The sequence below is a fragment of the Geotalea toluenoxydans JCM 15764 genome (genome assembly GCF_001311985.1).
In the GTDB taxonomy this organism is placed as follows: Bacteria; Desulfobacterota; Desulfuromonadia; order Geobacterales; family Geobacteraceae; genus Geotalea; species Geotalea toluenoxydans.
On record NZ_BBCJ01000001.1, the window covers coordinates 138,424 to 164,419 of the forward strand.

The 25,996-nt window shown below is 52.0% G+C and carries 24 protein-coding genes and 5 pseudogenes; 18 read left to right on the top strand and 11 right to left on the bottom strand.

The window, feature by feature from the left end:
• Nucleotides 1-63: 63 nt before the first annotated feature.
• The 8 genes from JCM15764_RS29115 to JCM15764_RS00710 all read right to left on the bottom strand — a co-directional run bounded on the left by JCM15764_RS29115 (nucleotide 64) and on the right by JCM15764_RS00710 (nucleotide 5,673).
• A complete protein-coding gene (locus JCM15764_RS29115; RefSeq protein ID WP_439645241.1) occupies nucleotides 64-327 on the bottom strand; it encodes a hypothetical protein in 264 nt (87 codons plus the stop codon).
• Nucleotides 240-1,445 (bottom strand): threonine synthase, encoded by a 1,206-nt coding sequence (gene thrC / locus JCM15764_RS00680; RefSeq protein WP_279384174.1) that lies wholly within the window; start codon nucleotides 1,443-1,445, stop codon nucleotides 240-242. Before thrC ends, JCM15764_RS29115 begins: the two co-directional genes overlap by 88 nt.
• A 113-nt stretch (nucleotides 1,446-1,558) precedes the next feature.
• Entirely contained in the window at nucleotides 1,559-2,485 is a 927-nt protein-coding gene (locus JCM15764_RS00685) for a tetratricopeptide repeat protein (RefSeq protein WP_054691637.1), read from the bottom strand.
• 109 nt (nucleotides 2,486-2,594) lie between these two features.
• A complete protein-coding gene (locus tag JCM15764_RS00690) occupies nucleotides 2,595-3,449 on the bottom strand; it encodes an MlaD family protein (protein ID WP_243688073.1) in 855 nt (284 codons plus the stop codon).
• Complete coding sequence (locus JCM15764_RS00695) at nucleotides 3,446-3,712, bottom strand: P-loop NTPase family protein (protein ID WP_054691638.1); 267 nt, start codon at nucleotides 3,710-3,712, stop codon at nucleotides 3,446-3,448. Before JCM15764_RS00695 ends, JCM15764_RS00690 begins: the two co-directional genes overlap by 4 nt.
• A gap of 26 nt (nucleotides 3,713-3,738) precedes the next feature.
• Nucleotides 3,739-4,110 (bottom strand): ATP-binding cassette domain-containing protein, encoded by a 372-nt coding sequence (locus JCM15764_RS00700; RefSeq protein ID WP_054691639.1) that lies wholly within the window; start codon nucleotides 4,108-4,110, stop codon nucleotides 3,739-3,741.
• An 18-nt stretch (nucleotides 4,111-4,128) separates the two neighbouring features.
• Nucleotides 4,129-4,902: an ABC transporter permease gene (locus JCM15764_RS00705; protein WP_054691640.1), complete on the bottom strand. Its 774-nt coding sequence runs from the start codon at nucleotides 4,900-4,902 to the stop codon at nucleotides 4,129-4,131.
• 15 nt (nucleotides 4,903-4,917) lie between these two features.
• Nucleotides 4,918-5,673, bottom strand: coding sequence for a 3',5'-cyclic-nucleotide phosphodiesterase (locus JCM15764_RS00710; protein WP_054691641.1), 756 nt, complete (start codon nucleotides 5,671-5,673; stop codon nucleotides 4,918-4,920).
• A 303-nt stretch (nucleotides 5,674-5,976) separates the two neighbouring features.
• Between JCM15764_RS00710 and rimP the strand changes: the two genes are divergently transcribed.
• The 15 genes and pseudogenes from rimP to JCM15764_RS00780 all read left to right on the top strand — a co-directional run bounded on the left by rimP (nucleotide 5,977) and on the right by JCM15764_RS00780 (nucleotide 19,838).
• Nucleotides 5,977-6,456: a ribosome maturation factor RimP gene (gene rimP / locus JCM15764_RS00715; protein WP_054691737.1), complete on the top strand. Its 480-nt coding sequence runs from the start codon at nucleotides 5,977-5,979 to the stop codon at nucleotides 6,454-6,456.
• Between the two features lie 46 nt (nucleotides 6,457-6,502).
• Nucleotides 6,503-7,642: pseudogene (nusA, locus tag JCM15764_RS00720) on the top strand (transcription termination factor NusA).
• 17 nt (nucleotides 7,643-7,659) lie between these two features.
• Nucleotides 7,660-7,818 (top strand): annotated as a pseudogene (locus tag JCM15764_RS20985) (YlxR family protein); the annotation flags it as partial.
• 183 nt (nucleotides 7,819-8,001) lie between these two features.
• The gene (locus tag JCM15764_RS20990) at nucleotides 8,002-8,247 is read left to right on the top strand and encodes a L7Ae/L30e/S12e/Gadd45 family ribosomal protein (protein WP_243688074.1); all 246 of its coding nucleotides are present in this window, start codon (nucleotides 8,002-8,004) and stop codon (nucleotides 8,245-8,247) included.
• Nucleotides 8,248-8,250: 3 nt separating this feature from the next.
• Nucleotides 8,251-10,973: pseudogene (gene infB, locus JCM15764_RS00730) on the top strand (translation initiation factor IF-2).
• A gap of 34 nt (nucleotides 10,974-11,007) precedes the next feature.
• A complete protein-coding gene (locus tag JCM15764_RS00735; protein ID WP_012647771.1) occupies nucleotides 11,008-11,379 on the top strand; it encodes a ribosome-binding factor A in 372 nt (123 codons plus the stop codon).
• Complete coding sequence (locus JCM15764_RS00740) at nucleotides 11,360-12,316, top strand: DHH family phosphoesterase (protein WP_054691642.1); 957 nt, start codon at nucleotides 11,360-11,362, stop codon at nucleotides 12,314-12,316. The genes JCM15764_RS00735 and JCM15764_RS00740 overlap by 20 nt, the downstream gene beginning before the upstream one ends.
• Nucleotides 12,316-13,275 carry a tRNA pseudouridine(55) synthase TruB gene (gene truB, locus JCM15764_RS00745; protein WP_243688113.1) on the top strand — a complete coding sequence of 320 codons (960 nt, stop codon included), beginning with the start codon at nucleotides 12,316-12,318 and terminating at the stop codon, nucleotides 13,273-13,275. Before JCM15764_RS00740 ends, truB begins: the two co-directional genes overlap by 1 nt.
• 68 nt (nucleotides 13,276-13,343) lie before the next feature.
• Nucleotides 13,344-13,543 (top strand): annotated as a pseudogene (rpsO, locus tag JCM15764_RS00750) (30S ribosomal protein S15); the annotation flags it as partial.
• Between the two features lie 264 nt (nucleotides 13,544-13,807).
• Nucleotides 13,808-15,893 (top strand): annotated as a pseudogene (gene pnp / locus JCM15764_RS00755) (polyribonucleotide nucleotidyltransferase).
• Between the two features lie 39 nt (nucleotides 15,894-15,932).
• The gene (locus JCM15764_RS00760; protein ID WP_054691648.1) at nucleotides 15,933-17,189 is read left to right on the top strand and encodes a M16 family metallopeptidase; all 1,257 of its coding nucleotides are present in this window, start codon (nucleotides 15,933-15,935) and stop codon (nucleotides 17,187-17,189) included.
• A 71-nt stretch (nucleotides 17,190-17,260) separates the two neighbouring features.
• Nucleotides 17,261-17,644, top strand: coding sequence for a dUTP diphosphatase (dut, locus tag JCM15764_RS00765; protein ID WP_054691651.1), 384 nt, complete (start codon nucleotides 17,261-17,263; stop codon nucleotides 17,642-17,644).
• Between the two features lie 117 nt (nucleotides 17,645-17,761).
• Nucleotides 17,762-18,865 (top strand): aminopeptidase, encoded by a 1,104-nt coding sequence (locus tag JCM15764_RS00770; RefSeq protein WP_054691653.1) that lies wholly within the window; start codon nucleotides 17,762-17,764, stop codon nucleotides 18,863-18,865.
• Nucleotides 18,865-19,473, top strand: a complete 609-nt coding sequence (locus JCM15764_RS00775) for an L-threonylcarbamoyladenylate synthase (protein ID WP_054691655.1) — start codon at nucleotides 18,865-18,867, stop codon at nucleotides 19,471-19,473. Before JCM15764_RS00770 ends, JCM15764_RS00775 begins: the two co-directional genes overlap by 1 nt.
• Before the next feature lie 11 nt (nucleotides 19,474-19,484).
• Nucleotides 19,485-19,838, top strand: coding sequence for a hypothetical protein (locus JCM15764_RS00780; RefSeq protein WP_054691656.1), 354 nt, complete (start codon nucleotides 19,485-19,487; stop codon nucleotides 19,836-19,838).
• 178 nt (nucleotides 19,839-20,016) lie between these two features.
• On the opposite strand, the gene JCM15764_RS25770 is transcribed toward JCM15764_RS00780, so the two are convergent.
• Together JCM15764_RS25770 and JCM15764_RS00785 are read right to left on the bottom strand one after the other, a co-directional pair.
• Nucleotides 20,017-20,142 carry a hypothetical protein gene (locus JCM15764_RS25770; protein WP_279384175.1) on the bottom strand — a complete coding sequence of 42 codons (126 nt, stop codon included), beginning with the start codon at nucleotides 20,140-20,142 and terminating at the stop codon, nucleotides 20,017-20,019.
• The gene (locus JCM15764_RS00785; protein ID WP_243688075.1) at nucleotides 20,133-20,366 is read right to left on the bottom strand and encodes a hypothetical protein; all 234 of its coding nucleotides are present in this window, start codon (nucleotides 20,364-20,366) and stop codon (nucleotides 20,133-20,135) included. Before JCM15764_RS00785 ends, JCM15764_RS25770 begins: the two co-directional genes overlap by 10 nt.
• A gap of 320 nt (nucleotides 20,367-20,686) precedes the next feature.
• On the opposite strand from JCM15764_RS00785, the gene JCM15764_RS00790 reads away from it, so the two are divergent.
• Entirely contained in the window at nucleotides 20,687-21,070 is a 384-nt protein-coding gene (locus tag JCM15764_RS00790) for an NfeD family protein (protein ID WP_279384176.1), read from the top strand.
• A 54-nt stretch (nucleotides 21,071-21,124) separates the two neighbouring features.
• Here JCM15764_RS00790 and JCM15764_RS29120 read toward each other — a convergent pair whose 3' ends face one another.
• Entirely contained in the window at nucleotides 21,125-21,265 is a 141-nt protein-coding gene (locus JCM15764_RS29120; RefSeq protein WP_279384177.1) for a hypothetical protein, read from the bottom strand.
• Nucleotides 21,266-21,303: 38 nt separating this feature from the next.
• Here JCM15764_RS29120 and JCM15764_RS00795 point away from each other — a divergent pair, with 38 nt between their 5' ends.
• Nucleotides 21,304-21,894 carry a paraslipin gene (locus JCM15764_RS00795; RefSeq protein ID WP_279384178.1) on the top strand — a complete coding sequence of 197 codons (591 nt, stop codon included), beginning with the start codon at nucleotides 21,304-21,306 and terminating at the stop codon, nucleotides 21,892-21,894.
• A gap of 1,369 nt (nucleotides 21,895-23,263) precedes the next feature.
• Nucleotides 23,264-25,675, top strand: coding sequence for an RNA-directed DNA polymerase (locus tag JCM15764_RS00800; protein WP_054691658.1), 2,412 nt, complete (start codon nucleotides 23,264-23,266; stop codon nucleotides 25,673-25,675).
• Nucleotides 25,676-25,996 lie beyond the last annotated feature (321 nt).

The window sequence follows — 25,996 nt, forward strand, 5'->3', positions numbered from 1 at the left end:
CTGGTTACCTTAAGTAAATGAAAAACCCCGCCTGAAAGACGGGGTTCTCTTGTCATTACCTATTTAAAGAGCCTTTTCAGCCACGTAGTTCTGTATTGTTGCCCGGTCCGCAGGCATAATCTCGCAACGGGTCGGCAGCTGTTCTATCCCTTCCAGTGAGTCCGGCAGGGGAGGGGGATTGCCGGTGGCCTTTTCTACTGCTTCGGCAAATTTGGCCGGGTGGGCCGTAGCCAGACATACTACTGTGCTGCCTGCCGCACAATCCTGAGCGGCCTTGACCCGACCGCGGTATGGGGATCCAGGATATAGGAAGTTTCCCGGTGAAATGCGGCAATGGTTTCAAGGGTTTCCTCTTCGTTGACAGAGCGGGAAGCAAAGTCTTTGCGCACCCTCTCCAATTCTTCGGCCGTAAAGGTCATCCTGCCCGTTGCGGCAAACTGACTGAAACATTCGCGGACCCGGGCAGGGCTTTCATCGAACAGGTAGTAGAGGTAGCGCTCGAAGTTGGATGCCACCTGAATGTCCATGGATGGAGAGACCGTCTGGACTACCGATCCTTTGGAGTAGTCGCCATCATTGATGAAACGGGTAAGAATGTTGTTCTCATTGGTTGCCAGCAGCAGTTTTGCTATGGGAAGTCCCATACGTTTTGCCACATATCCGGCAAAGATATCGCCGAAATTGCCGGTGGGAACGGAAAAAACCACTGGGCTTTCCTGGGCATCGGTTACCCGGAACCATGCGTAGAAATAGTAGACGACCTGGGCCAGGACCCGTGCCCAGTTAATGGAGTTAACGGCGCCCAGGGCATACTGTTCCTTGAAGGGAAGGTCGTTGAACAGGTCCTTGACTATATTCTGGCAGTCATCGAAGGTGCCATTGACCGCGATGTTGAAGACGTTTGCGTCAAGAACGGTGGTCATTTGCCGCGCCTGAATGGGTGAAGTCTTGCCGTATGGATGGAGGATGAAGATATTGATGTTTTCCTTGCCCCTGACGCCATAGATGGCAGCACTTCCCGTATCGCCGGATGTGGCACCGACGATGTTCATTTTTCTGCCGCTTTCTTTCAGCAGATATTCGAAAAGGTTGCCGAGAAGCTGAAGGGCCACATCCTTGAAGGCCAGGGTAGGTCCATGGAAAAGCTCCAGGATATGGACGCCGTTTTTGGCTATGACCGGGGTGATTTCTTCGTGGGCGAAGCTGTCATATGATTTATCGATGAGGTTTTTCAGGTCGGTGGCGGGAATATCGTCCACAAAGCGGGAGATTACCTGAAATGCCAGTTCACGGTAGGGGAGAGTACGCCATGCAGAAAGGGTTCCGGCGTCTATGACCGGAAAACGTTCGGGTAGAAGCAGGCCGCCATCTGTGGCAAGGCCCATCATTACAGCGTCTTTGAAGCCAACCGGAGCGATATTTCCCCTGGTGCTGATGTATTTCATGGTCTTGTTCTCTCTGTGGAAATTGATGGTGTTGCCATTGAATCCAGGCATCTTAGCAGGTAAGAGGCGAAAAGTGAAGGGTTGCAAGGCCGTTTTTATTCCTGTGGCCGAAATTATTGTTTTTCTGTCTCCTTGAGCAGTGATTCCCGCTCTTCCATGAGCTGCCGGCATTTCTTCTGGTTGCCCATCTTGTCATGGAGCCTGGCCATGAGGAGCAGGTCTTCCGCCGCAGCTTGCCGATCTCCATCGTTCATGCTTACGCTCTGGGCACGCCCGTAGAAGGAGATGGCTTCTGCATTACTATTCGTATAAGCATGAACAGCGGCAATACCACGCAGATCAGCGGCGATTTTTCGACTTTTGCCGAGAGTCTTGTCCAGTTGGAGAGCCTTGCCGAAAGCATCAAGAGCTTCAGCGGTGCGTTTACCGTTGGAATGAATAGTGCCCAAAAGGCGCAGCGCATTCGCCTCTTCTTCTGTCTGGCTGTTATTTCTACTTAAGATAAGCGCCTTATCAGCCTGCTCTTTTGCCGCATCATGCTGTTTTCCCAGATACAGTATCCTGGCAAGCAGGTTGGTTGCCGCCGTTGTCTTGCTGCCAGTTGCTGCCGCAATTGACTTTGCTGCCCATTCCTGTGCGCCGGCCAGGTTCTTCAACTGGAGTTCGACGCTACTTTTTTCGAAGGCTACTTCAGAAAAGATATCTGATTCAGGCGTTACCAGTTCCAGTGCCTGATTTACTGCTTTCAGGGCCGAGTCTGCATCTCCCGTGTGGCGATTGACCCTTGAGATGTTCACCAGTGCCACTAACTTGCCTTCCGTATTATCGACAGACCCGTTTATTCTCAGTGATTCACTAAACTCTTCCAGGGCCAGTTCGTGGTTTCCCCGGGCCTCGGCCTTGATCCCTCGCAGGTTGTGATTGACAGCCTCCAGCTGAGGCCCCGACAGGCGCGGCAGGTCCTTACTGCAACCGGAACCGATAATTGCCAAGAGTGAAAGCACGATGTAACAGAAGGTGAATATTCTGGGGCTAATCATGGCTGTCACCTGGGACGAACTGACGTTGATCCGCAGCCGGGACGTGGTTTTTAAATGGCCACATATCCTTGACGGCATTCAGCACCGTATCTGCCCCGCCATGACGTCTTCAGCCTTGTTCATCAGCTTCGGAACCCTCGGCATGGCTTTTTCCGATGTTTTCTGCAACTGCAGTGTGGTCTTTTCCAGATGATCCATGCTTGCATCGACCTTTTGCAGTAATGGGGGAAGGCTTTTCTCCAGATTGGCCACTGACCTGTCCACCTTTTCCAGGGTAGGACAGGGCTGAAACCTTGGCGTTGGTGTTGTTCAGAACATCGACTCCGCTTTTGGTCAGGGTGCTGACATTGTCCCTGGAGGAGACGAGCAGGTCGTCCACCTTTTCCCTGGTACCCTGCAACTGCTGAGTCAGCAGCTTTATGTTGCCCAGCGACTGCTTGATATCACCATTGGGGTCATTGATATAGCTGATGATTTCCTTGACCTCAATCAACACCGGCTTGACCTCTTCGGCTATATCATTGGCAACTTCTTCCAGGCCTTTGCTCTTTTCAAAATTTATCGTATCGCCGTTCTTGAGGACCATTGCCTTGGCGGAACCTGCTGTTACCTCTATGATGCTGTCACCAACCAGCCCTTCCTTTACCAGTCTTGCACTGGAATCACTCTTGATCCATTTTTGATATTTCTTGTTAACCTCTATCTCGATGTCAACCATGGCCTGTTCATTGAGGTTTATGCTTTTAATTCGCCCTATCCTGAACCCTGAAAGTTTCACGGGCATTCCTTTGGCGAAGCCGGTGCCCTTTTCAGTAGTAAACTTCAGCTTGTACTTGGGGGTGAGAAGGTCCTTGTCGGCCCCGATGAACAGTACGACTGCCAATGCGCCTACTATGGCAATAGCTGCAAACAGCCCGATCTTCTTTTCCAGATGTTTGAAACGGACATCTTCTTCTTTTATCATGATAGCAGTCCCTGGTTTATGTGGATGGCCCTGGCAGCCTTTATCATGGTAAGGATATCAGGGCTGGATGAGATGAAAAGGGAGGTTCTCCCGGCTTTTTCCCCATGGAATTCCATGGCTGTGTTTATAAAAAGACGTCTTTCCTCATGGTTCAGCCCCAGAAGTGGGGATTCATAGACCATCAGTTCCGGATCCATGAGCATGGCCCTGGCAAAACCTGCCATTTTTTTATGATGGAACGGCGTGTGACCGGGCAGTTGCATCAACTCTCCCGGATAACCCACCCTTTTCAGAGCAGAACTACCAATCTTTTCAATCTCGCGTCGTTCAGTCTGGTCATGTATGAAAGGGGCAGGGTGACGTTTTCCCATATTTTCAGATTCGAGATGAGGCCACCGTTGGCATAGACAAGGCCGATCCGTTTTCGAAATTCATACAGCTTGTTTCCGGTCAAGGAAGACGGGGTGTTGCCGAAGACGGAAAATTCTCCCCGGTCCGGATCGATGAAACCAAGGATCAGCCTTGCCAGCCAGGCGTCAACTTCTTCCTTGGCAGTAATGATGACGGTCATGGATCCTTTTGTTACTGCAAAAGAGACATCATGCAGCAGGTCGCTCCAGGCGATCTTTTCAGCTTTTATTATCTCAGGCACATTGTCCATAGTTGATGTATTTGCACCTTATAAAAGAGAGATCAGCGTTATGATGCCATCGAGCACGAATACGAGAAAGAGACTCTGCATGACCCCCTTAGTCGCCGCCTGGGGAATCTGTGTCGCACTTTTCCCTACGCCAAGTCCATGTCTGCAACAGGCGGCAGAGAGAAAAAGGCCGAAAAACAGGCTCTTGATGAAAGACATCCCCAGCTCTTTGAGGGTCAGTATTGAGAATATGCTCTGGGCGAATTTGTCGAAAGGGACATGCCAGCCGATTGCAGCGACAACAAAACCTCCCAATATGGCGGCAATCTCGAAATAGATCGTCAGTATTACTACAGAGGTGGTGACACCGATGATCCTGGGCATTATAAGGTAACGGTCAGCAGGAATTCCCAGGGATTCGATGCTTTCAATCTCATTGTTGATCTTCATGTAGCCAAGTTCTGTGGCGATAGCAGTGCCACTTCTGGCAATGATAATGATGGCCGTCAACACAGGGCCCAGCTCTCTGATAACCACCCACACCAGAACGCGTCCGGTCAGTGTCTCGTTCGCCCCGACCAGGCTGATTATCTGGGTGATGATGACAATGCCAATCGTTACCGAGATGATGACAATAACTTTCAACGATTCAAGGCCGGTGAAATAAATCTGTTTTCGCAGGACAGCCATGATCGGACGTCTGCCCTGTTTAAAGGAAAGGAACAAGTTCCTGAAGGCCTGGATGATGGTTTCAACAAGTCCCATCCCGGTCAGCAGCAGTTTCAGTATCCATTTACCGAGGGCTGTGATCATCGGTTGGGCACGCTGTCAGAATTCATAAATATTGCCGTCACGCAGCAGCTCGATCTGTTCCACGCCCAGATCGTCAAGTTCGGATGCTATTTTGTCGTAGTGCTGCGGTTTCGGGTGGGTGATCAGGATGCGTGGCGGCAGATTTTTCATCTTCTTAAGTTCTGTGGCAAGCAGGGCTGGCGTAAGATGTCTGGTCAGAAGCGCCAGCTTTTCCATTTCATTGGGAAAGGATACTTCGACAATAAGAGCTGAAATGTTGTCTGTGAAATCCCAGAGCCTGTCAGTGGGGCCGGTATCACCGGTATATATGATGGACTTGTTACCCTTGCGGACAATGTATCCCACCGCAGGTACGGTGTGATTGACTTCGACGGCCATGACCTTATAATCGCCGACTTCCAGTTCCACCTCCGGAACAATCGGATTGTATCGTATGACCGGATGGGTGGACGGAATCTTGCTGAAATCGGGCCAGATCACATCGTTGAGTAGGTGTGTACTCAGTGATTCAATGGTTTCCCTGATGCCGTAAATGGTCAGACTCTTGTTGAGTTCCTTGATGACGATGTTGTCGGCAAGCATGGGAATGCCACGAATATGGTCCAGATGAGCGTGGGTGATGAATATCTGTGCAATCGCCCATTGTTCATGTTCTGAAAGCACTGCGCCAATGGTGCCTGCATCGAGCAACAGGCTGTCATCCACCAGAAATGCCGAGGGGTGAAAATGGGGGAACTCAGCCCCGGCACAACCCAGTACACGTAATTTCATGCGATTTCCTCAGTACTTCCGTATTGGCGAATGGACTTGTTTGCCTTTAATTCATGTGCCGCAATTCATACTCGCGCTATGTTATATCTTTTGACTAATGAAAACCAGCAGTTTCTATCAAATACTACCGTGAAACGCTTTTTCGTCAATGCAAGCAGAAGACCGTTGGGAAAAGGATTTATACGATAAAATTTTCTAAAATAAATGCTTGCCTTTTGGCCATCTGCATGATAAAGAGAAGATCACAAGTAAATGTTCACTGAAAGTGAGCTCCTCCGGCTCACTTTTTTTTATGGGAAAATTATGGCAAAAGTCGATGTGGTCTCCCGGGTAACCGAACTTGCAGAACAGGTACTGTCCTCTCTGGGCATGGAACTTGTTGAGCTTGAATATAAGCACGAGGGAAGAGAACTGGTGCTGCGGCTTTTCGTAGACAAGGATGGCGGTGTTACCCTGGACGATTGTACAGCGGTCAGTCGTGAATTGTCCGAGATTCTCGAAGTGGAAGATATTATTCCTGGACATTACCGTTTCGAAGTCTCTTCCCCCGGTCTGGATCGCCCCCTGAAAAAGGATTCAGATTACGAGAAATACGCGGGGAGGCTGGTAAAAATAAGAACTTTTGAAGCCCTGGCCGACGATGCAGGTAACAAGCGAAAAACCTTTCTCGGCGAACTGAAAGGCCTCAAGGAGGGACAGGTGCATATTGCCCTGAAGGAAGGACAAAATGCCGCCATCCCCCTGGATAAAATTGCCAAAGCCAATCTGGAATTCGAATTCTGATTCAGTGAAATAATCTATATCAAGCAGGTATTAAGGAGATAGAAACGTGGAAACGAACTTCAACCTCAAGCATACTATCGATCAGATCGTAAAAGAAAAGGGGATTGATAAAGATGTGGTGCTGGAGGCTCTTGAGCAGGCGGTTCTGACCGCTGCCAACAAAAAATTCCGCAACACCCGTGACCTTGAGGCCCATTATAATCCCGAGATCGGTGAAGTTGAATTGTTCGAGTTTGTGACCGTTGTTGATGAGGTGCAGGATTCCTATAAGGAGATCGACCTTGAAGAGGCGCGGGAGATCGACCTGAAGTGGAAGTAGGGGACTCTCTCGGGATGAAGATGGATGCCAGCGGTTTCAGCCGCATCGCTGCCCAGACTGCCAAGCAGGTCATTATTCAGAAGGTGCGTGAAGCGGAACGGGAAACTATCTTCAATGAATTTCAGGAGCGCCAGGGAGAGGTTATCAATGGCGTGGTCCGTCGTTTTGAAAAGGGAGATCTGGTGGTGGATCTTGGTCGCGCCGAGGCACTGCTTTCGCATAAGGAGCAGGCTCCGCGGGAGGTATATCGTCAAGGGGATCGCGTCAAGGCACTCATTACCGAGATCAGAATGACCACCAAAGGGCCGCAGATTCTTCTTTCCCGTACCCATCCCATGATGCTGGCCAAATTGTTCGAGCTGAAGTGCCGGAAATTGCAGAGGGGATCGTCGAGGTAAAGAATGTTGTCAGGGAGCCGGGCAGCCGGGCGAAGATAGCAGTCTATTCCCACGATTCGGATGTGGATCCGGTTGGCGCCTGTGTAGGTATGCGCGGCAGCAGGGTGCAGAACGTAGTGTCCGAACTTCGTGGAGAAAAGATCGATATAATTCCCTGGTCCGAGGATGTGGCACGTTTTGCCTGTAATGCGCTGGCTCCGGCAGTTGTTTCCAAGGTCTACGTGGATGAAGACAATCGGGCCATGGAGATAGTCGTTGCCGACGACCAGTTGTCCCTTGCCATTGGCAAGCGGGGACAGAATGTGCGCCTGGCGGCAAAGCTTACCGGCTGGAGGATCGACATAAAGAGCGAGACCCGCGTAGCCGAAGCCGAACTGCTGCAGTTTGCCTCCTACGATGCACCGAAGAAGAGGCCGTTGAAGAAGAAACCCCTGAGGAGATTACTCCTACCGAAGAATCGGAGGAGTGATAATCAGAAGTCTGCCCATGGTAGAAAACGGCCCGGAAAGAACCTGCATTTTTTGCAGGACCACCAGAGGCAAACAAGAGTTGCTTCGCTTTGTTCTGTCGCCGGACCGTCTGCTGGTTCCCGACCTTTTGGCCAAGCTTCCCGGTCGAGGTGCTTACACCTGCATGGCCGTATCCTGTGTGAAGGGTGCTGCTGAAAAAAAACAATTCAGCCGCGCATTCAAGGGAGAGGTCAAGGGGGCAGATGCTGCAGCTGGTAAATCAGCTCAGGATCAGGATGGAGGAACGGATAGCTTCCTACGTCTCACTGGCTAACAAGGCTGGCAAGGTTTCTTCAGGAACGGATATGTTCTGGAGCGGATGAAAGACCGCCTGCCCGGCTTTCTTTTCATCGCCTCGGACATCTCCGCGGATATCGGACAGAAGGTAAAAACCCAGGCTGAAAGAAACGGGGTTGAATACTGCACCCTTTTTGATAAAGAGAAGTTAGGTGCATTGATCGGCAAAGAAATGAGAGTTGTAGTGGCAATCCAGGTGGGCGGTTTCATTGGCCCACTAAAGCAGGAGACAGCAAAGTTGAGGAACTTCTTCGAGGAGGGACGATAGTAGATGAGTAAAACCCGTGTATATGAGCTGGCACAGCAAATGGGCATCGATAATAAGGAACTGATGGCGAAGTTGGCTGCGGTAGGTGTGGAAGTGAAAAACCACATGGCAGCCATTGATGATGCCGACATTAAAAAGCTGAATGCTCCGGCTACTGTCAAGGAAGTCTCTCAGGAAGAAGTTCGCGTCAAGCCTACCCTGATCCGTCGTCGGGCCAAGGTTGTGGAAGCTGTTGCTGAAGAGCCCCCCGTCGAGTCAAAGGCGGAACCTGCACCGGCAGAAGTGACCACCGAGAAAGTTGCCGAAAAAGCCAGGGTAGAGGAAGCTCCTGCCCCTGAGGCTCCTGCTCAGGTTGCAGAACCTGTCAAGGCAGCAGCAGAGGAGGCGGCACCGGAGAGGGCCACCGCAAACAAGGCGAAGATTCTTGGCAGGGTGGAAATCCCCGGATTGACCCAGAGGGCGAAACCACCGGTGCAACGTGAAGCCCAGCCGGCTGCACGGGGCATTGAAAGGCCTGAAACACGGCCCTCTGCGGAAAGACCAGCCCCTGGCCAGCGGCCCGAAGGCCAGAGACCAGGGCAACGACCGGAAGGCGGATATCGTCCCGCCGGACCGCGGCCTGCAGGTCAGCGACCGGAGGGACCGAGACCTGGCTACACCGAACGACCTGTCTCCCGTGGCCCTGAAAGGCCCGGACAAGCCCGTGGACCTGAGAGGCCGGCTCCTGTCGTGCCATTGGAAATGCCACCCGCTGGTGAAGACAGGAGAAAAGGACGCAAGGGGAAAGAAGTTGCAGGCGCCGGTAAAAAAGGTCCTGCAGGCGCCGCTGTACCCAAGCGCAAGGAAGAGTTCAAAAAAACAGAGTTGTTCGAAAAACATGAGAGGGTTTTTGAACCGGGGCCTAGGGGTAAAGGAAAGAAGAGGCAGGCCGAAAAGATTCAGATCGGTAAAAAGACAGAAATCACTGTTCCAAAAGCCATCAAGAGGATCATCAAAATATCTGAGACCATCACAGTCGCGAGCTCGCCAAACGTATGGGGACCAAGGCCAATGATCTGATCCGCGCCCTGATGAAGATGGGGGTCATGGCCACCATCAACCATGCCCTTGACTTTGACACTGCGACCATCCTTGCCACCGATTTCGGTTATGAGATCGAAAACGTGGCCTTGGACATAGATGAAATTCTCGAATCGACGCCTGATACTCCGGAGAGCCTGGTCAAGAGACCGCCCGTGGTCACCATCATGGGTCACGTCGACCACGGCAAGACATCACTGCTGGATGCTATCCGCCAGGCCAACGTCATCGCCGGCGAGGCCGGAGGCATCACCCAGCATATCGGCGCCTACGATGTTACCCTAAATGGCCGCAAAATAACCTTCCTCGATACCCCGGGTCACGAGGCATTTACCGCCATGCGTGCCCGCGGAGCCAAGGTTACCGACATCGTCATCCTGGTCGTTGCGGCGGACGACGGCGTCATGCCCCAGACGAGAGAGGCTGTCAATCACTCCAAGCTGCAGGCGTACCGATAATTGTTGCCGTCAACAAGATCGACAAGCCGGAAGCCAAACCGGAACGGGTCAAACAGGAACTGATGGAACTTGGGCTCGTCTCCGAGGAGTGGGGTGGAGATACCATTTTTGTCGATGTATCCGCCAAGAAGAGGGTGAATCTTCCCACATTGCTGGAGATGGTACTGCTTCAGGCCGACGTGCTGGAGCTGAAGGCCAACGAAGATAAGGCCGCCCGTGGAACCATCGTTGAAGCCAAGCTGGATAAGGGGCGTGGACCGGTGGCAACGGTACTGGTTCAGGAAGGTACCCTCAAGGTGGGTGACTACTTTGTTGCCGGTATTCATTTCGGCAGGGTAAGGGCTATGCAGAATGACCGTGCCGAAAAAGTCCTCTCGGCAGGTCCCTCAATGCCGGTCGAAGTGATCGGCTTTACCGGCGTACCCGATGCCGGCGATGTTTTTGTGGCCCTGGCCGATGAAAAGCAGGCCAAGGAGATCGCCAGCCTCCGCCAGCAGAAGGTCCGGGAGACCGAGCTTGCCAAGCACAGCAAGCTGTCTCTGGAACAGCTCTACGAAAAAATCCAGATGGGCGAGGTCAAGGATCTCAACACCATCGTCAAAGGTGACGTCCAGGGTTCAGTGGAAGCTGTATCCGAATCCCTGCGCAAGCTTTCCACCGACGCATCCGTCTCAATGTCATTCACGCTTCGGTCGGCGCCATCACCGAGACCGACGTCAACCTGGCAACGGCAAGCAACGCCATCATCCTCGCTTCAACGTCCGTCCCGAGGTCAAGGCACAGACGCTTGCCGAAAAAGAAGGAGTCGATATCCGCCTCTATAACATCATCTACGACGCCGTGGATGATATCAAAAAGGCCATGGAGGGTCTGCTTGAGCCGACTCTGAGGGAGAAGTTCCTCGGCCGTGCCGAGGTCAGGGAAACCTTCTCAGTGCCTAAACACGGCACCGTTGCCGGTTCTTATGTCCTGGACGGTAAAATGATCAGAAATTCCCAAGTCCGCCTGCTTCGTGACAACGTGGTGGTTTTTGAAGGGAAAATGGGCAGCCTGCGCCGCTTCAAGGACGATGTTAAAGAGGTTGCCTCGGGCTACGAATGCGGCATTTCCATCGAAAACTACAATGATATCAAGGTGGGCGACATCATAGAATCCTTCGAGATGGAGAAGGTTGCCACCAAGCTCTGAGAGATTCACCAGAGACAAACAGAGGAGTTCAAGGTTGTTCAAACGTTCTGAAAAAGTAGCAGAAGCGGTCCATGAGCTGGTCTCCGAGTTGCTGGTCAAGGGACTCAAAGACCCGAGGATCGGCTTTGTCACAATTACCGGGGTCAAGGTGACCGACGATATGCACCTTGCCACCATTTATTTTACGGTAATCGGCAGCGATGAAGAAAAGAAGGCTACTGAGCAGGGGCTGAACAGCGCACGGGGCTTTATCCGCAAGGAGATGGGCAAAAGCTTCCGCATGCGCTATGTCCCGGACATTGTCTTCAAATACGATGCATCAGTGGAATATGGCTCACGCATTGAATCGATACTCAAGGAAATCGGCTCACCGGAACACGATGATAATGATAAAGAGAATAGCTGAAGAAATTGCAGCCCTGAATTCGTTCCTCATTACCACCCATGAAAGTCCCGATGGCGACGCCGTTGGTTCAAGTCTGGCTCTGGCCCGATATCTCACCTGCCTCGGCAAGGATGTAACCGTTTATCTCTGCGATCCGGTGCCCGATGTCTACCAGTTCCTCCCCATGGCCGAAAGGGTCGTCCAGGAACTTCCCGACCGTTCATTCGACGCCTGCTTTGTCCTGGACGTGGGTGAATTCAGGCGTGCCGGCAAAGCCATTACCGATTGCCGGACCATCGGCAAGTTCATCAACATTGATCATCACCTTAATTGTGAAGATTTCGGTGAGATCAATTATGTGGACACCACTGCCTGTGCAACCGGCGCCCTTGTCTACCGCATCATTGAAGCGGCAGGCCACGAGATAGATTACGATATCGCTCTCTGCATCTATACTGCAGTAATTACCGATACCGGTTCCTTCCGGTATTCCAATGCCAATCCTGAAGCCTTTGCCATTGCTGCCAAAATGGTTGAAAAGGGAATCAATGCCTGGGATGTGGCTGAAAAGCTCTATGAGAGTCAGCCACAGAACCGCCTGCAACTTCTTGCCATGGCACTGGCCACCCTGTCGTTTTCACCTTTTGGCGATTATGCATCCATCGCCGTCACCCTGGACATGTACCAAAAGTGCAATGCCAGTGCCGAGCTGACCGACGGCTTCGTCAACTATCCCCGCTCGATCAAGGGGGTCGAGGTTGCCATCTTCTTCCGGGAGATCAGGGACGGGCTGTTCAAGGTCGGCTTCCGATCCAAGGGCAAGGTGGATGTTTCGGCTCTTGCCGCTGCCTTTTCCGGCGGGGGACACCACAACGCTGCCGGTTGCACCATTGAAGGTTCGCTGCCAGCCGTCAAAGAGAAGGTATTCACCCTTCTTGAAAAATCCCTTCGCAAATGATCGATGGCTTTATCGTAGTTGACAAGCCAATCGGCGTGACATCCCACGACGTGGTCGGCATGGTGCGCAGGATGGCCGGACAGAAGAAGGTCGGTCACACCGGCACCCTCGATCCTTTCGCCACGGGTGTACTGCCGGTAGCCCTCGGTGAAGGTACCAAGGCCATTACCTTCCTGGACGAAGGGGTCAAGGAATACCAGGCGGTGATGATGCTTGGTTCAGCCACCGATACCCAGGACTGCACTGGTACCGTTACCAGCAGCAGCGACTGGTCGAATCTGACAGAACAGGCAGTTGCAAAAGTATGTCTTTCCATGGTCGGCAAGCAGAGCCAACTGCCCCCCATGTTCTCCGCCCTGAAAAAAAATGGCGTGCCCCTGTACAAGCTGGCCAGGCAGGGAACAGAGGTGGAACGTGAGGCCAGGGAAATAGAAATATTTTCCCTGGCCATTGACCGGATGAATCTCCCCCAGGTGAGTTTCACCGTCAGGTGTTCCCGCGGTACCTATGTGAGGACCCTGGCCCACGATATGGGCCTGAAGCTTGGTTGCGGCGCTCACCTGGTGCAACTTCGCCGAACCATGAGTGGCCCGTTTACCATTCAGGATGCCGTTACTCCCGATCTTCTGCAGGAGCGTCTTAAACTGGGCGCAAATGCTGTAGGACTGGTCTCTCCCTATGCCGCTCTTTCCCATTTGCAGGACCTTGTTCTTACGGAAAAAGGTGCGGCCAAGGCGATGTGCGGTATTGCCCCTGGGGAAGGGGATTTCCTGAAAATGCCGGGCGCAAGACCGCATCAGGGGCAACTGGTTCGGCTGTCCATTGGCGGGGGCCTTCTGGCAGTAGCCGCGGCAGTACTTCCGTCAGGGGATGGGGGACAGCTGTCTTTTCGGCTCTGCCGGGTATTTAATCATGATAATTCCTTTACAGATCAACGGGTTTGTGATAATAGTATCTAGCTTTATCCGATATTTTGCTTGTGCATCAAGCTAAAATCCTAATCTTAAAGAAAAAGGGGGTGTAGTAAATGTTGGCAACTGACAAGAAACAGGAAATCATAGGTGCGTACAAACTCCATGACAGCGATACCGGGTCTCCGGAGGTTCAGATAGCAATCCTCACCGAGCGCATCACCTATCTGACTGAGCACTTCAAGACCCACAAAAAGGATCACCACAGCGTCGTGGGCTTCTGAAGATCGTCGGTCAAAGAAGGGGACTGCTTGATTACCTCAAGAAGAAAGATGTGGAAAGATACAGAAGCATTATTGAAAAGCTTGGTATAAGAAGGTAAGAGAAGGCAGTATACCTCTTCCGGGGTATATTGCCTTTATTTTTTCTCTCAAAATGGGCTGTAATGGCCCTTTTATTTTGTTGGGGGCGTGGATAAACAAGTCATTGACCGGTTGTGAAAAACATCCGCAGCGGTTTTCAATGACTTCTTTATCGGCGGCCCCAACAGTCAACGAAAAGGCTAGGAGACCGAACGAAAATGGAAACTAAAGTACAGGTTGAATGTGGTGGAAGAACCATCACCATAGAAACAGGCAAGATGGCCAAACAGGCCAGCGGCGCCGTGGTTGTCAGCAGCGGCGATACCAGGGTACTGGTGACTGCGGTTGCCACCAAGACTGCCAAGGAAGGCAGGATTTCTTCCCCCTGACCGTCAATTACCAGGAAAAAGCATATGCGGGAGGCAAGATTCCCGGCGGTTTCTTCAAGCGCGAAGCGCGTCCTTCAGACAACGAGACCCTGACCTGCAGGCTCATCGACCGTCCGATCAGGCCGCTCTTTCCGGATAATTTCCTCAATGACACCCAGATCATGGCCACGGTCATCTCTGCCGACAAGGACAATGATCCGGGTATTCTCTCCATGGTTGGCGCTTCCGCCGCCCTGATGGTTTCGGACATCCCTTTCCAGGGGCCGATCGCCGGGGTGAAGGTGGGCAGGATCGATGGCCGCTTCGTCGCCAATCCCGGTTTCGAGGAGATGGAGAAGAGTGACATAGAAATAGTTGTGGCAGCAAGCAAAGACGCCATCATCATGGTTGAAGGAAGCGCAGCAGAGGTTTCGGAAGAGGATATGCTGGAGGCCATTTTCTTCGGTCACGCAGCCATTCAGGGCCTTTTGTCCGCCCAGGTGGAACTGGCCCAAAAAGCCGGTGTTGCCAAGCGTGAAGTTCTTCCCCCGGTTGTAAACGAAGCGCTGAAAGCCAAGGTAAAAGAACTGGCCTATTCCCGCATGAAAGAAGCCGTGAGGATCAAATCCAAGGTTGAGCGGCACAACACGATAGATGCCATCACCGGAGATGTTCTGGTTGCCCTGGCCGAAGAATTCGAAGGCGCCGCCAAGGAAATCAAGGGTTTCCTTGGCGATTTCGAATACGATCTGGTGCGTGAGCACATCATCAAGGACGGCGAGCGCATCGACGGTCGGGATACCAAAACCATCCGCCAGATAACCACCGAGGTCGGCTTGCTTCCCAGAGCCATGGTTCGGCTTTTTACCAGGGGGGAGACACAGGCCCTGGTTGTGGCTACGCTTGGCACATCCATCGACGAGCAGCGCATCGACTCCCTGTTCGGCGAGAGTAAGAAGCGCTTCCTCCTCCACTACAACTTCCCGCCGTTCTCCGTTGGTGAGACCAGCTTCCGTCTCGCTCCGGGGCGCAGGGAAATCGGCCATGGCATGCTGGCCGAGCGGCTCTCGCCAGGGTAGTGCCCAAGCATGAAGGTTTCCCCTACACCATCAGGATCGTTTCCGACATCCTGGAGAGCAACGGCTCTTCATCCATGGCCTCCGTCTGCGGTGGTTCCATGTCCATGATGGACGCCGGCATCCCCATCAAGGCCCCGGTTGCCGGTATTGCCATGGGTCTGATCAAGGAAGGTGACGACTTTGCCATTCTTTCCGATATTCTCGGTGATGAGGATCATCTGGGGGATATGGATTTCAAGGTTGCCGGAACTTCAACCGGTGTTACCGCCCTGCAGATGGACATCAAGATCGGCGGCGTCACTCGCGAGATCATGGGCGTTGCCCTCAAGCAGGCCCATGAAGGGCGTCTGCATATCCTGGGCAAAATGGCCGAAACCATCGGTACCTCCAAGGCCGAGCTTTCCACCTTCGCACCGCGTATTACTACCATCTATGTGAAGACCGACAAGATCCGCGACGTCATCGGTTCCGGCGGCAAAAACATCCGCGGCATAACCGAGGCCACCGGCGTCACCATCGACATCGACGACACCGGCAAGATCAATATCGCCAGCACCGATAAGGCTGCCTGCGACATGGCTATCAAAATGATCAGGGATCTGACCGCCGAGGCCGAAGAAGGCAAGCTCTACATGGGCCTGGTGAAAAAAGTCATGGAATTCGGCGCCTTTGTCGAGATATTCCCCGGCACCGATGGCTTGGTTCACATCTCCGAGCTGGATACGGAGCGAGTCAAGAACGTCACCGACGTCCTCAAGGAAGGGGACAAGGTACTGGTGAAATGCATCGGCATTGACAAACAGGGTAAGATCAAACTGTCCCGGAAAGAAGCATTGGGTGCCAGCCTGCCCGAGTAGCGGCTGGTAATTTCCCGATTCCGGGGTATAGTTCTTACCATGATAAAAAAAACCACCCTTAAAAACGGCGTACGTGTCATTTCAGAGGCACTGCCTAACCTAAGCTCAGTATCGATCGGAATCTGGGTCGCCAACGGCTCCCGCCATGAACGGCGGGAGTCGAATGGCGTCGCCCACTTCATAGAACATCTCCTGTTCAAGGGAACAACCAACCGTACCGCCCTCGACATCGCCCGGGAAATAGACTCGGTCGGGGGCATCCTCAATGCCTTCACCAGCCGCGAATATGTCTGCTACTACGCAAAAGTGCTGGACCGGTTTCTGCCCAAGGCGGTGGACATCCTTGCCGACATCTTCACCAATTCCATCTTCGACCCCGAAGAGATCGAAAAAGAACGGAAGGTCATCCTCCAGGAAATAAACATGGTGGAGGACAACCCCGAGGATTTGGTCCACGATCTTTTCCACCAGAAATTCTGGAAACACCACCCCCTCGGCATGTCCATCCTGGGGGACCAGCAGTCGGTATCCGGTCTGACACGGGAAAAGATCATCGGCTTCAAGGACCGCATGTACCGGGCTGAAGACATCATTATCGCCGCCGCCGGCAATGTGGATCACCAGGAACTGCTGGCTCTGCTGGAGAAAAACCTCCCCCAGATTGCCACCGGCAACGGCCGGGAAACTGCGACCGAACCGGTGCATAAAAAGCGTATCGAGACAATGGAGCGGGACCTGGAACAGGTGCATATGTGCCTGGGTATCCGCGGCCTGCCCCAGAACCACCCCCGGCGTTTCGACGCCTTCGTCATGAACACCATCCTCGGCGGCAGCATGAGTTCCCGCCTCTTTCAAGAGGTGAGGGAGAAGCGCGGCCTTGCCTACTCCATATATTCTTACATGGCTTCCCATGCCGATACCGGCTCCCTGGTCATCTATGCCGGGTCGGGGCCGGACCACTACCGTGAGGTGATGGAACTGTCCCTTGGGGAGCTGAAACGGCTGAAAAGGGAACCGGTGCCCCAGGTGGAGCTGGATGCTGCCCGGGAGCAGCTTAAAGGAAACATGATCCTTTCCCTGGAGAGCAGCGACAATCGCATGTCCAAGCTGGCCAAGAACGAGATCTATTTCGGCCAATACCAGCCCATCGATGCCATTATCGCCGGTTTCGACTTGGTCACTACCGACTCCATCATGGAGATTGCCGGCCAACTACTGGACGACGATTACCTGACCCTGGTGATGCTGGGCAAGGTGGAAGCCGGCCACACCTTTTCGGGCATTTCCCTTCAATAACTATCCATGAATTCAATTGACGTAAAAATAAAACGCATCAGCCTGAAAAAGGCAATCCGCTTCCCCGGTACATGACCGCCCATGCCGCAGGCGTGGATCTGTGTGCCGATCTGGACCAGGAGCTGGTGCTTGAACCGGGGGAGAGAACCCTGGTCCCCACCGGCATTGCCATCGAACTGCCGGAAGGTTATGAAGCGCAGATCAGGCCCCGTAGCGGTCTGGCCCTGAAACACGGCATTTCTCTGGTCAATTCGCCCGGCACCATCGATGCCGATTACCGGGGGGAGATCGGGGTGATTGTCATCAACCATGGCAATGAACCGTTCGTTATCAGCAACAACGAACGGATTGCACAGATGGTCTTCGCACCCTTTACCCGAGCCGTCTTTCAGGATGTCGCCGAACTTGGAAAGACCGAGCGGGGAGAAGGTGGTTTCGGCCACACCGGTAGATGATATCTCCCTCAAGCTTCCCTGCTGCCATAGGGGGAAGCGATCGTAAGCGAGCAGGGAGGGCGGGGCGCTCCCATCGTTTTCGGATGGAAAATAGATAACTGGCAGTCGGGAGGTCATATGAAAGACACGCGCGTCAGGCAATTGGCCGAGGTGCTGGTAAATTATTCGACCAAGGTAAAGAAGGGGGACGTGGTCCTCATCTCGGCGACCGGGATGGAGTCGATTCCCCTGGTCAAGGAGCTTTACGCCCTCTGTCTGGAGAAGGGGGCCAAGTATGTGGAATACGAGTTCAACGTCCCCGACATCAACCGCTATTTCTACAACAACGCCAGCGAAGACCAACTCTCCTACTTCCCCGAGCATAAGCTGGACCTGATGAAGAAGGCAGATGTCTACATCGGCCTCTCCGCTGCCGATAACTCCATGGTCATGGCCAAGGCCGACCAGAAGAAGATGATTGCCTGGTCCAAGCTGACCCGTCCCATCGTCGACTGGCGGGTAAAGAACACCAGGTGGGTCATCACCCGTTACCCTACCCACGGCGCCGCACAGGAAGCCAAGATGAGCCTGGATGAGTATGAGGACTACCTCTTTGCCGCCTGCTGCATCGACTGGCATGCCGAATCCCTGAAACAGGACAAGCTGAAAAGGCTGGTGGATGCCGCCGACCGGGTGCGCATCAAGGCTTCCGATACGGATCTTTCCTTCAGCATCAAGGGGCTGCCCGGCATCAAGTGCGACGGCCGCTACAACATCCCCGACGGCGAGGTCTACACGGCGCCGGTGAAAAACTCCGTTGAAGGACATATCACCTACAACTGCCCCACCGTCTACCAGGGCAAGGAATTCAACGACATCCGCCTGGAATTCAGCAAGGGGCAGATCGTCAAAGCCACCTGCCGCGGGATGGACAAGGAGTTGAACGGCGTCCTGGACACCGACGAGGGTGCCCGCTACGTGGGGGAGTTCGCCATCGGCGTCAACCCCAACATCCGTGTCCCAATGCGCAACATCCTTTTCGACGAGAAGATCTTCGGTTCCATCCATTTCACCCCCGGCCAGTGCTATGATGAGTGCGACAACGGCAACCGTTCGGCCGTCCACTGGGACATGGTCAAGATCCTCACCGGAGACGGCGAGCTGTGGTTCGATGATCAATTGATCCAGAAGGATGGCCGTTTCGTTCACCCCGACCTTCTGGAACTCAACCCTGGTGACTGATGCTACTGGAAATAAACCCACAGAATCCCCAGCCACGGCTTGTCGCCCAGGCTGTAGAAATCCTCGAAAAGGGCGGGGTAGTGGCTTACCCCACCGACACCACCTACGGCATCGGCTGCAGCATCTTCAACAAGAAGGGCATCGAACGCATTTACGCCATCAAACAGCGTGACAGGAAAAAACCCTTTTCCTTCATCTGCGCCGACCTCTCCGATATCGCCCATTACGCCCAGGTGAGCAACTACGCTTTCAAGGTCATGAAACGGTTCCTGCCAGGGCCATACACCTTCATTCTCGACGCCACCAGCGTTGTTCCCGACCTGTGCATGACAAAGCAGAAAACCGTCGGTATCCGCATTCCCGCCAACAAGATCTGTCTTGCCATAACCAAGCTCCTGGGGCATCCCATCATCACCACCAGCGCCAATCTATCCGGGGAAGACCCCATCGGAGATCCCTTCCAGGTGGAAAGAACGCTGGGCAAGCTGATCGACCTGACGGTGGACGGCGGGGTACTGACAGCGGATGTGAGTTCGGTTGTGAGCCTGATCGGCGACCGCCCGGAGGTGCTGCGTAAAGGGGTAGGGGACGTGAGCTGGTGCGAGTGAGGCTCTGCTGAATGCGCAAGAGAACGGTCAGGCTCGGACTCAACTACATCCTTGTCGCCATGGTGCTGATCACCATCGCCACCTTTTTCCACGAGGAACTGGCCTGGCTTTTCATGCTGTCGCCGGTGGGGGAAACGGAGCTTGCCCTGACCGGGCTGGTGGTGGGCTGGATGTTCGGCGGGGTGGGGGTAGTGATCGCTGCCGTCGGTTTCCTGCAGAGTGCGACGCGGGAAGCGGATGTGCAACTGAGGCCGATCATCATCATCCTTGCGGCAGTCCTTGCCATCTTCATGATGCTTTTCTACACCTCCCTCATCAAACCGGAGGAGCCAAGGCTGCGGCCCGGCGAAACCATTACCATTTAGGACTGGGGCCAAAGCTGCCGCTCATCCTTGATGTACGCCTCGTCTCCTCGTTCGCTTGGGCCTTGCATAGCGACCTCCTCGTTGACGTTTTTCAACACCTGTTAGGCACTGCGGGTCCTCGCTGCCTTTTTCAAATGTCTCACTGAGGCCGGCTGTCGCGCCTTCGTCCCTTAGTTCTTCAATGATCCATCACATATCTATCGATCAGCTCCTCTATCATCTCACCGATGGTGGTCCGCCGATGGGCAGCGGCGATCTTCAGCTTCAGGTGCAGGTCCTGGCGAATATTTGCCGTCAGGCGCACGTCCCCTTCAGGAACCAGCCCGATACCGCCTTTACGGTTGCAGCCTTCACCGCTCTTTTCACCGGTTTTGCCACCGGCTGCCTCTGCTTCTTTAACGCCTGGTTTTGCGTCTTCTCAATTGCTTTCCTTACCGGTGCAGCCTTCTCCGCAGCCTTTTTTACCGGTGCCGGTTTATTGATCTTCGGTATCTCGAAAAGCCCCATCTGGTTTTCCACATCGTCCATATGTCCCTCTGTTGCATCGGCAGTATTATTTGCGAGCAGGAAATATATCAACAAATACTTACCTGTTCAAGTAATTGTGCCGCGTGAGGCAGGTTTTTGTGACAACAAGGCCTCTTACCGGATGGGAAGGGGCCTTGTTTCTGGCAGAGGATATGATTAATAAAAGAATTATAAATTTTAATGTATTGAACCGGAGGCAGTATAGGCATATATTCACCCGAAATCTCAATTATCTTAATGATATATTTGTTGTAAAATTTTTTTACACTGTAAAGAATTTTTACACTATCACTTCACCCTTTAAAAAACGGAGGTTTTTCGTGAATATATTGTGGTGGCATTGGCTGGTGCTCGGTCTGGTTCTCATCGGTCTTGAGCTGGTCCTTCCCTCCTTCACCATCATCTGGTTCGGCCTTGGCGCGATCCTGGTCAGCATCTTCCTGGCTATTTATCCTACCTTTTCCCTTCCTCTGCAGATACTCACATGGAGCGTCGCCTCCATCATCTTTACCTTCGTCTGGTTCCGATTTTTCAATCCCCGCACCAGTAAGACCTTTTCCGGCTCCGCCAAAGGGACCGTCCTTGGCGAAACCGGTCTCGTCATCCGTGGCGCCCAGCCGTACACCAAGGGCACGGTCAAGTTTCAGCTGCCGCTTCTGGGGGCCGATGAATGGCCGTGCATGGCCGATGAACCCTGGAGATAGGGGACCGGGTGAAGGTGGTCGACGTGGAAGGGCACGTTATGAAGGTGGCAAAACTCAAAAAAGGAGAAAGCTGATGAATCCAGGTACCGTTGTCTTGGCTGTTCTGTTTGCCTGGTGGTAATAACCGTCTTCATGGGGGTGCGGCTCGTACCCCAGGGATACGAATTCGTCGTCCAGCGTCTCGGCAAGTACCACTCCACCCTCAAGCCGGGCTCAATTTCATCATTCCCTATGTGGACATCGTCGCCTACCGCCTGACCACCAAGGACATTGCCCTGGAAATCGGCGCCCAGGAGGCGATCACCAAGGACAACGCCGTCATCGTCGCCAATGCCATCGCCTTCATCAAGGTCATAGATCCGGTGAAAGCAGTCTATGGCATCAGCAACTACGAGTATGCCATCCAGAACCTGGTCATGACCTCGCTTCGGGCCATCATCGGCGAGATGGAGCTGGACAAGGCGCTCTCCTCCCGGGACATCATCAAGGCACGCCTCAAGGAGATCATTTCCGACGATGTCACCGACTGGGGCATCCTGGTCAAATCGGTGGAGATCCAGGACATCAAACCCTCCGATTCCATGCAGCGGGCCATGGAGCAGCAGGCCACCGCCGAGCGGCTGAAACGGGCCATGATCCTGGAGGCGGAAGGGAAGAAGGAAGCCATGATCCGCGAGGCGGAAGGAAAGCTTGAGGCAGCCAAGCTCGAAGCAGAGGCCCAGGTCAAGCTGGCCGAGGCTTCGGCCAAGGCAATTCAGGATATTGCCGGAGCAGTAGGGAGAAGGAGTTGCCTGCTTTATTCCTCCTCGGGGACCGGTATGTGAATGCGATTCAGAAGCTGTCGGTATCTGCCAATGCGAAGACGTTTGTGTTGCCTGCGGATATTCTGGGGGCGGTGAAGGGGATTGCGGGAAGGTCGTAGAATAGGAAATACGGGCAGTGTCCCGAATTTTTCCCGAATTTTTCCCCCAGGAAGGAGGCCTCTGCCTTCAGAAGAAAATTCGGTGATGCAATCTTATTACGGAAGGCACTGGTTGGCGATGGGAAGCAGTAAGCAACGAGGAGTGCTGTCAGGATTGCGATGTGGATTTCTGACAGTAAGTCAACGGTTTGGGCGGTGCGTCCAGAGAAGGTGGCGAAAAGTATCGAGAAATACGGGGAGTGTCCCTAGTTTCCCCTAGTTTTCCTAGTTTTTCCTAGTTTTCCCCTATTTTTCCCGATGGCGTTGAAGAAGGAATACATTTATGAAAAAGTGGAAGATATTAAGAGTTTGTGCCAGTTTTTGTGTTTTTGCAGCCATAGGATCGTGTGTTGCTGGATCGCCAGCGCCGGAATCTAAAATATTAATGACATTGTCGAGTATATTCTGGTTGCTTGCTATTAGCATTTTTATTTGGTACAGAGTTGGTGAATGGTGGCATCGCAATTAGATTAAGCTGAGTCTCAGTTAGTCAAACGATATAACAACAAAAGGAGTGTCAAATGTTACTAATAACAGGAGATTACAGGGTCGGGTCTACATTCACATTTTATGTAGAATGTAGATCCGCCCCCTAAGCCTTTCTCTAACTTTGATACTGTATATACTAGAGAGTAAAACTTAATGATACTTACAGCAAACTACATCACTCTACCAGACCTTTACCTCGCCTATCGTAAAGCTAAGGCCGAGGCTTTCTTTGCCAAAACTCAACAATCTGCGCTTGCATTTACTGATTTTGAACAGTCTCTTGATACCAACTTATCTCAGCTACTAAGTTCTATTAGATCTAAGACAGCACCTTGGTATGAAGACAGCGCAATAATCGGTGGGTTCTATTACATTCCCAAGAGTATTGATTTATCGGTTTGGAACGGGCATGACACAACTCATTATCGCGCTATAGATCCTTTTGTTGATTGGAATAACAGATTTCAACAAAGCGGACAGGTTCTTGTGTCGGCGAAATATCGGCTAATGATGGCGCCTACAGTTCAGTTCCAAATCTTGTCTGCCCTATGGATACTGAAAGTGGGCCATTTATACGAGGCAGCCCTTGATCATGATAAGTCATTCGGAAACAGATTGAGACGGATTCACGACTGGGGATCCTCGCGTCGCCCAAGGTATGGTGGGATCAACGAAGACAGCTCGGTTTGTTCCAGCCTTACTTTACTGGGTATCAGCGCTGGAGAGAGAGTGGATTGTCAACGATGCGAAAGGCCATTGTTGATGGTAATTCGGTTGACGCAATTACCATGGACCTAGCCAGCTTTTACCACCGTGTCAGTCCCGACTTTTTGCTGCGGAAGGCTTTTCTGGAACAGATGGGAGTGCGGTTAAGGCGCGAAGATAGGATATTCACAAAACATTTCGTCTCAGCAATTTGGACTTGGTATAGGTCGACTCCCGACTATGCCGATCGCCCTGAAGGAGCATTGCCTGTAGGGTTGTCAGCGTCAAAAGTCATCGCCAATGTGTTTTTGCACCAATTTGATAATGAAGTATCTGAACATTTAGATCCTTTATATTATGGAAGATATGTAGATGATATTTTCTTGGTCATTAACCCGAATGAGGATGCTATAGCCGGTGATGATGTTATTTCATTCATTGCTGATAAAGTACCATGCATTTCTCAAGAAGATAATGGAGCCCTCCGTATAAATTTTTCATATGGGAAAGACTCAGACCTCATCTTTTCGGGCGACAAACAAAAGATTTTTTGCCTCACCTCAAAGCACGGGCTTGATCTAGTTGACCATATCGCAAGTCAAATCAGGAAGCATTCGAGTGAGTACCGACTTCTCCCCGATGTGCCTGACGCAGGTCCTGACATGGCCTCACGCGCACTGTTGGCCACTCCGAGTGCTGCTTTAGAGGCAGATGCCCTTCGTAAGGCTGATGTTGTATCAGTACGAAGACTGGGTTTTTCTCTTCTTTTGGGTGATGTTGAGGGATACTCCAAGGATTTAGATCCCAAAGCTTGGCCTGCCTTACGCAAAGAGTTCTATGGCTTGGTCCATAGACATTTGCTTACACCACTGGGGATTTTTGAGTTCACCCAGTATTACTCTCGCATTTTCTCACTTATGATAGCCTGTGGTGATTTTGTCGATGCAACACTCTTTGTAGATTCTTTAAAGCGTGTTTTTGATGTTTTAGGAGAGACAACAAGAGATGGTACTGACGACGAGACGAAAGCTACGTCATGTAAACTTTATTTGGCTCAGATGCTATCGGAAACAGCGCTGAAGGCATCAACTGCTCGGAAATTTTCAGACTGGCGAAAGCTTCAAAAACTCTTTAGGAAGGTATTTGAAGTTGATCGCCGTGCATCTGTCACAGTTACAAGACCACGGATCCAACAGAGAAGTGCACAGATCTTACTGGCTGATTTTGGTGTTCGCCCATACAAAGACTATTGGTATTATGATCAACCAGCAGACGCTGACGGTCCTGCTATCCCTCGATCGAGGAACGTTAGGAAAACACTGCGGCTGGCAACTATTCGTAAATTCCGAGATTCCGCAAATCTGAAGCTCCCACACTGGCCTGCTCTTGCGTTCCCTACAAGACCTTTGACCATTAACGAGATTGCGCTAGTGTCACCCGAGGTTCTGGATGACACTTCGATTTTTCAAAGGTTTATCTGGGGCTTAAGAGGTGCGCGTGTACCAGATAGCCCCAATATTGGCTTCATCGAGCAGCGGAAGAATCAAAAGCTGCTGTCAGTTCCGTTCGGCAAAGACAACTCTCAAAGAGACAAAATCAGGATTGGTCTTACGAGTATCAAAACTTCTGATGAACAATGGACTTCTGCTGCCTGCGGTACTCCTGATCGTTCACTTGCACGCTACAAGAACATCATTCGATTAATAAACAGAATTCTAAAAGATGATCCTCGGCCTGACTATATTGTTTTTCCCGAACTAAGCATTCCGCGACGCTGGGCTTTTAGTATAGCCCAGAAGCTTGCGAAGGACGGAATCTCATTTATAGCTGGACTTGAATATTTTTCATTGGAAAGAAGAGGGGTTAAGAAGAAGCTGATAAATGATTGCATGGTGTCATTGGCAACAAGGTGGCCGGGATATGACAGTTCAATTGTCTGGTTACAGCGCAAACTCGAACCAGCGCATGGTGAAAAGATGGAGCTCAAGAAGCTTGGAAAGGTTCTTCAGTCGCCGACAAAAGAAGAAAAGGACCTTGTAATTTACGACCACGGGAGGTACTTCTTCGGTATTCTAATTTGTAGCGATATGACTAATATAAGCCGTAGATCAAACCTTCAAGGGAAAATTGATACTCTATTTGTCTTAGAATGGAATCCTGACCTGGAGACCTTCGGGTTTTTGGTTGAAGGAGCTGCGCATGACCTCCACACATTTGTTGTTCAGGTAAATAACAGAACCTACGGTGATAGCCGAATTAGGGCACCATACAAAGAAGATCACAAGAGGGATTCGATACAAATCAAAGGGGGAATAAGGGACTTCTATGTCCTTGGGGATATCGATTACCTAAGCCTGCGTAAGTTTCACAATACTCGGAGGCATTCTAGATACCCTCTTTTTAAGCCACTACCAATCGGATTTGAGGTTGCAAGGTGGCGGAGGAGGTAAATGAATGCAACTGACCTTCCCCCCTTATTAGGTTAGTGTTTTCGGGGAATTCCGGGGACACATACGTATTCCTTAGCTCTCTTTGAGGGGCTTAAATATGCGAGCTTAACTTAGTCTGTCAACTCTAAAAATCGGAGCACTTTTTGTTCTGATAGGGAGTAATAAGGGCCTTGAAAAGGGAAAACGCAATCAGAAAAAAAGATAGCCAAAATTCTCTTTTCAAGACCCTTCTTCTCCCATTATTCGAGCGATAACAACCGCGGTTCAACAACCAGCTTGAAAGAAAAAGGTCCAACAATCGCCCTTTGAGGGGCCTAACCA

Coding starts and splice junctions, on each gene's coding strand:
- thrC (WP_279384174.1), bottom strand. CDS start 1,445: ATGAAATACATCAGCACCAGGGGAAATATCGCTCCGGTTGGCTTCAAA.
- JCM15764_RS00685 (WP_054691637.1), bottom strand. CDS start 2,485: ATGATTAGCCCCAGAATATTCACCTTCTGTTACATCGTGCTTTCACTC.
- JCM15764_RS00690 (WP_243688073.1), bottom strand. CDS start 3,449: ATGATAAAAGAAGAAGATGTCCGTTTCAAACATCTGGAAAAGAAGATC.
- JCM15764_RS00695 (WP_054691638.1), bottom strand. CDS start 3,712: ATGCAACTGCCCGGTCACACGCCGTTCCATCATAAAAAAATGGCAGGT.
- JCM15764_RS00700 (WP_054691639.1), bottom strand. CDS start 4,110: ATGGACAATGTGCCTGAGATAATAAAAGCTGAAAAGATCGCCTGGAGC.
- JCM15764_RS00705 (WP_054691640.1), bottom strand. CDS start 4,902: ATGATCACAGCCCTCGGTAAATGGATACTGAAACTGCTGCTGACCGGG.
- JCM15764_RS00710 (WP_054691641.1), bottom strand. CDS start 5,673: ATGAAATTACGTGTACTGGGTTGTGCCGGGGCTGAGTTCCCCCATTTT.
- rimP (WP_054691737.1), top strand. CDS start 5,977: ATGGCAAAAGTCGATGTGGTCTCCCGGGTAACCGAACTTGCAGAACAG.
- JCM15764_RS20990 (WP_243688074.1), top strand. CDS start 8,002: ATGAAAGACCGCCTGCCCGGCTTTCTTTTCATCGCCTCGGACATCTCC.
- JCM15764_RS00740 (WP_054691642.1), top strand. CDS start 11,360: ATGATAAAGAGAATAGCTGAAGAAATTGCAGCCCTGAATTCGTTCCTC.
- JCM15764_RS00760 (WP_054691648.1), top strand. CDS start 15,933: ATGATAAAAAAAACCACCCTTAAAAACGGCGTACGTGTCATTTCAGAG.
- dut (WP_054691651.1), top strand. CDS start 17,261: ATGACCGCCCATGCCGCAGGCGTGGATCTGTGTGCCGATCTGGACCAG.
- JCM15764_RS00770 (WP_054691653.1), top strand. CDS start 17,762: ATGAAAGACACGCGCGTCAGGCAATTGGCCGAGGTGCTGGTAAATTAT.
- JCM15764_RS00775 (WP_054691655.1), top strand. CDS start 18,865: ATGCTACTGGAAATAAACCCACAGAATCCCCAGCCACGGCTTGTCGCC.
- JCM15764_RS00780 (WP_054691656.1), top strand. CDS start 19,485: ATGCGCAAGAGAACGGTCAGGCTCGGACTCAACTACATCCTTGTCGCC.
- JCM15764_RS00785 (WP_243688075.1), bottom strand. CDS start 20,366: ATGGACGATGTGGAAAACCAGATGGGGCTTTTCGAGATACCGAAGATC.
- JCM15764_RS00800 (WP_054691658.1), top strand. CDS start 23,264: ATGCGAAAGGCCATTGTTGATGGTAATTCGGTTGACGCAATTACCATG.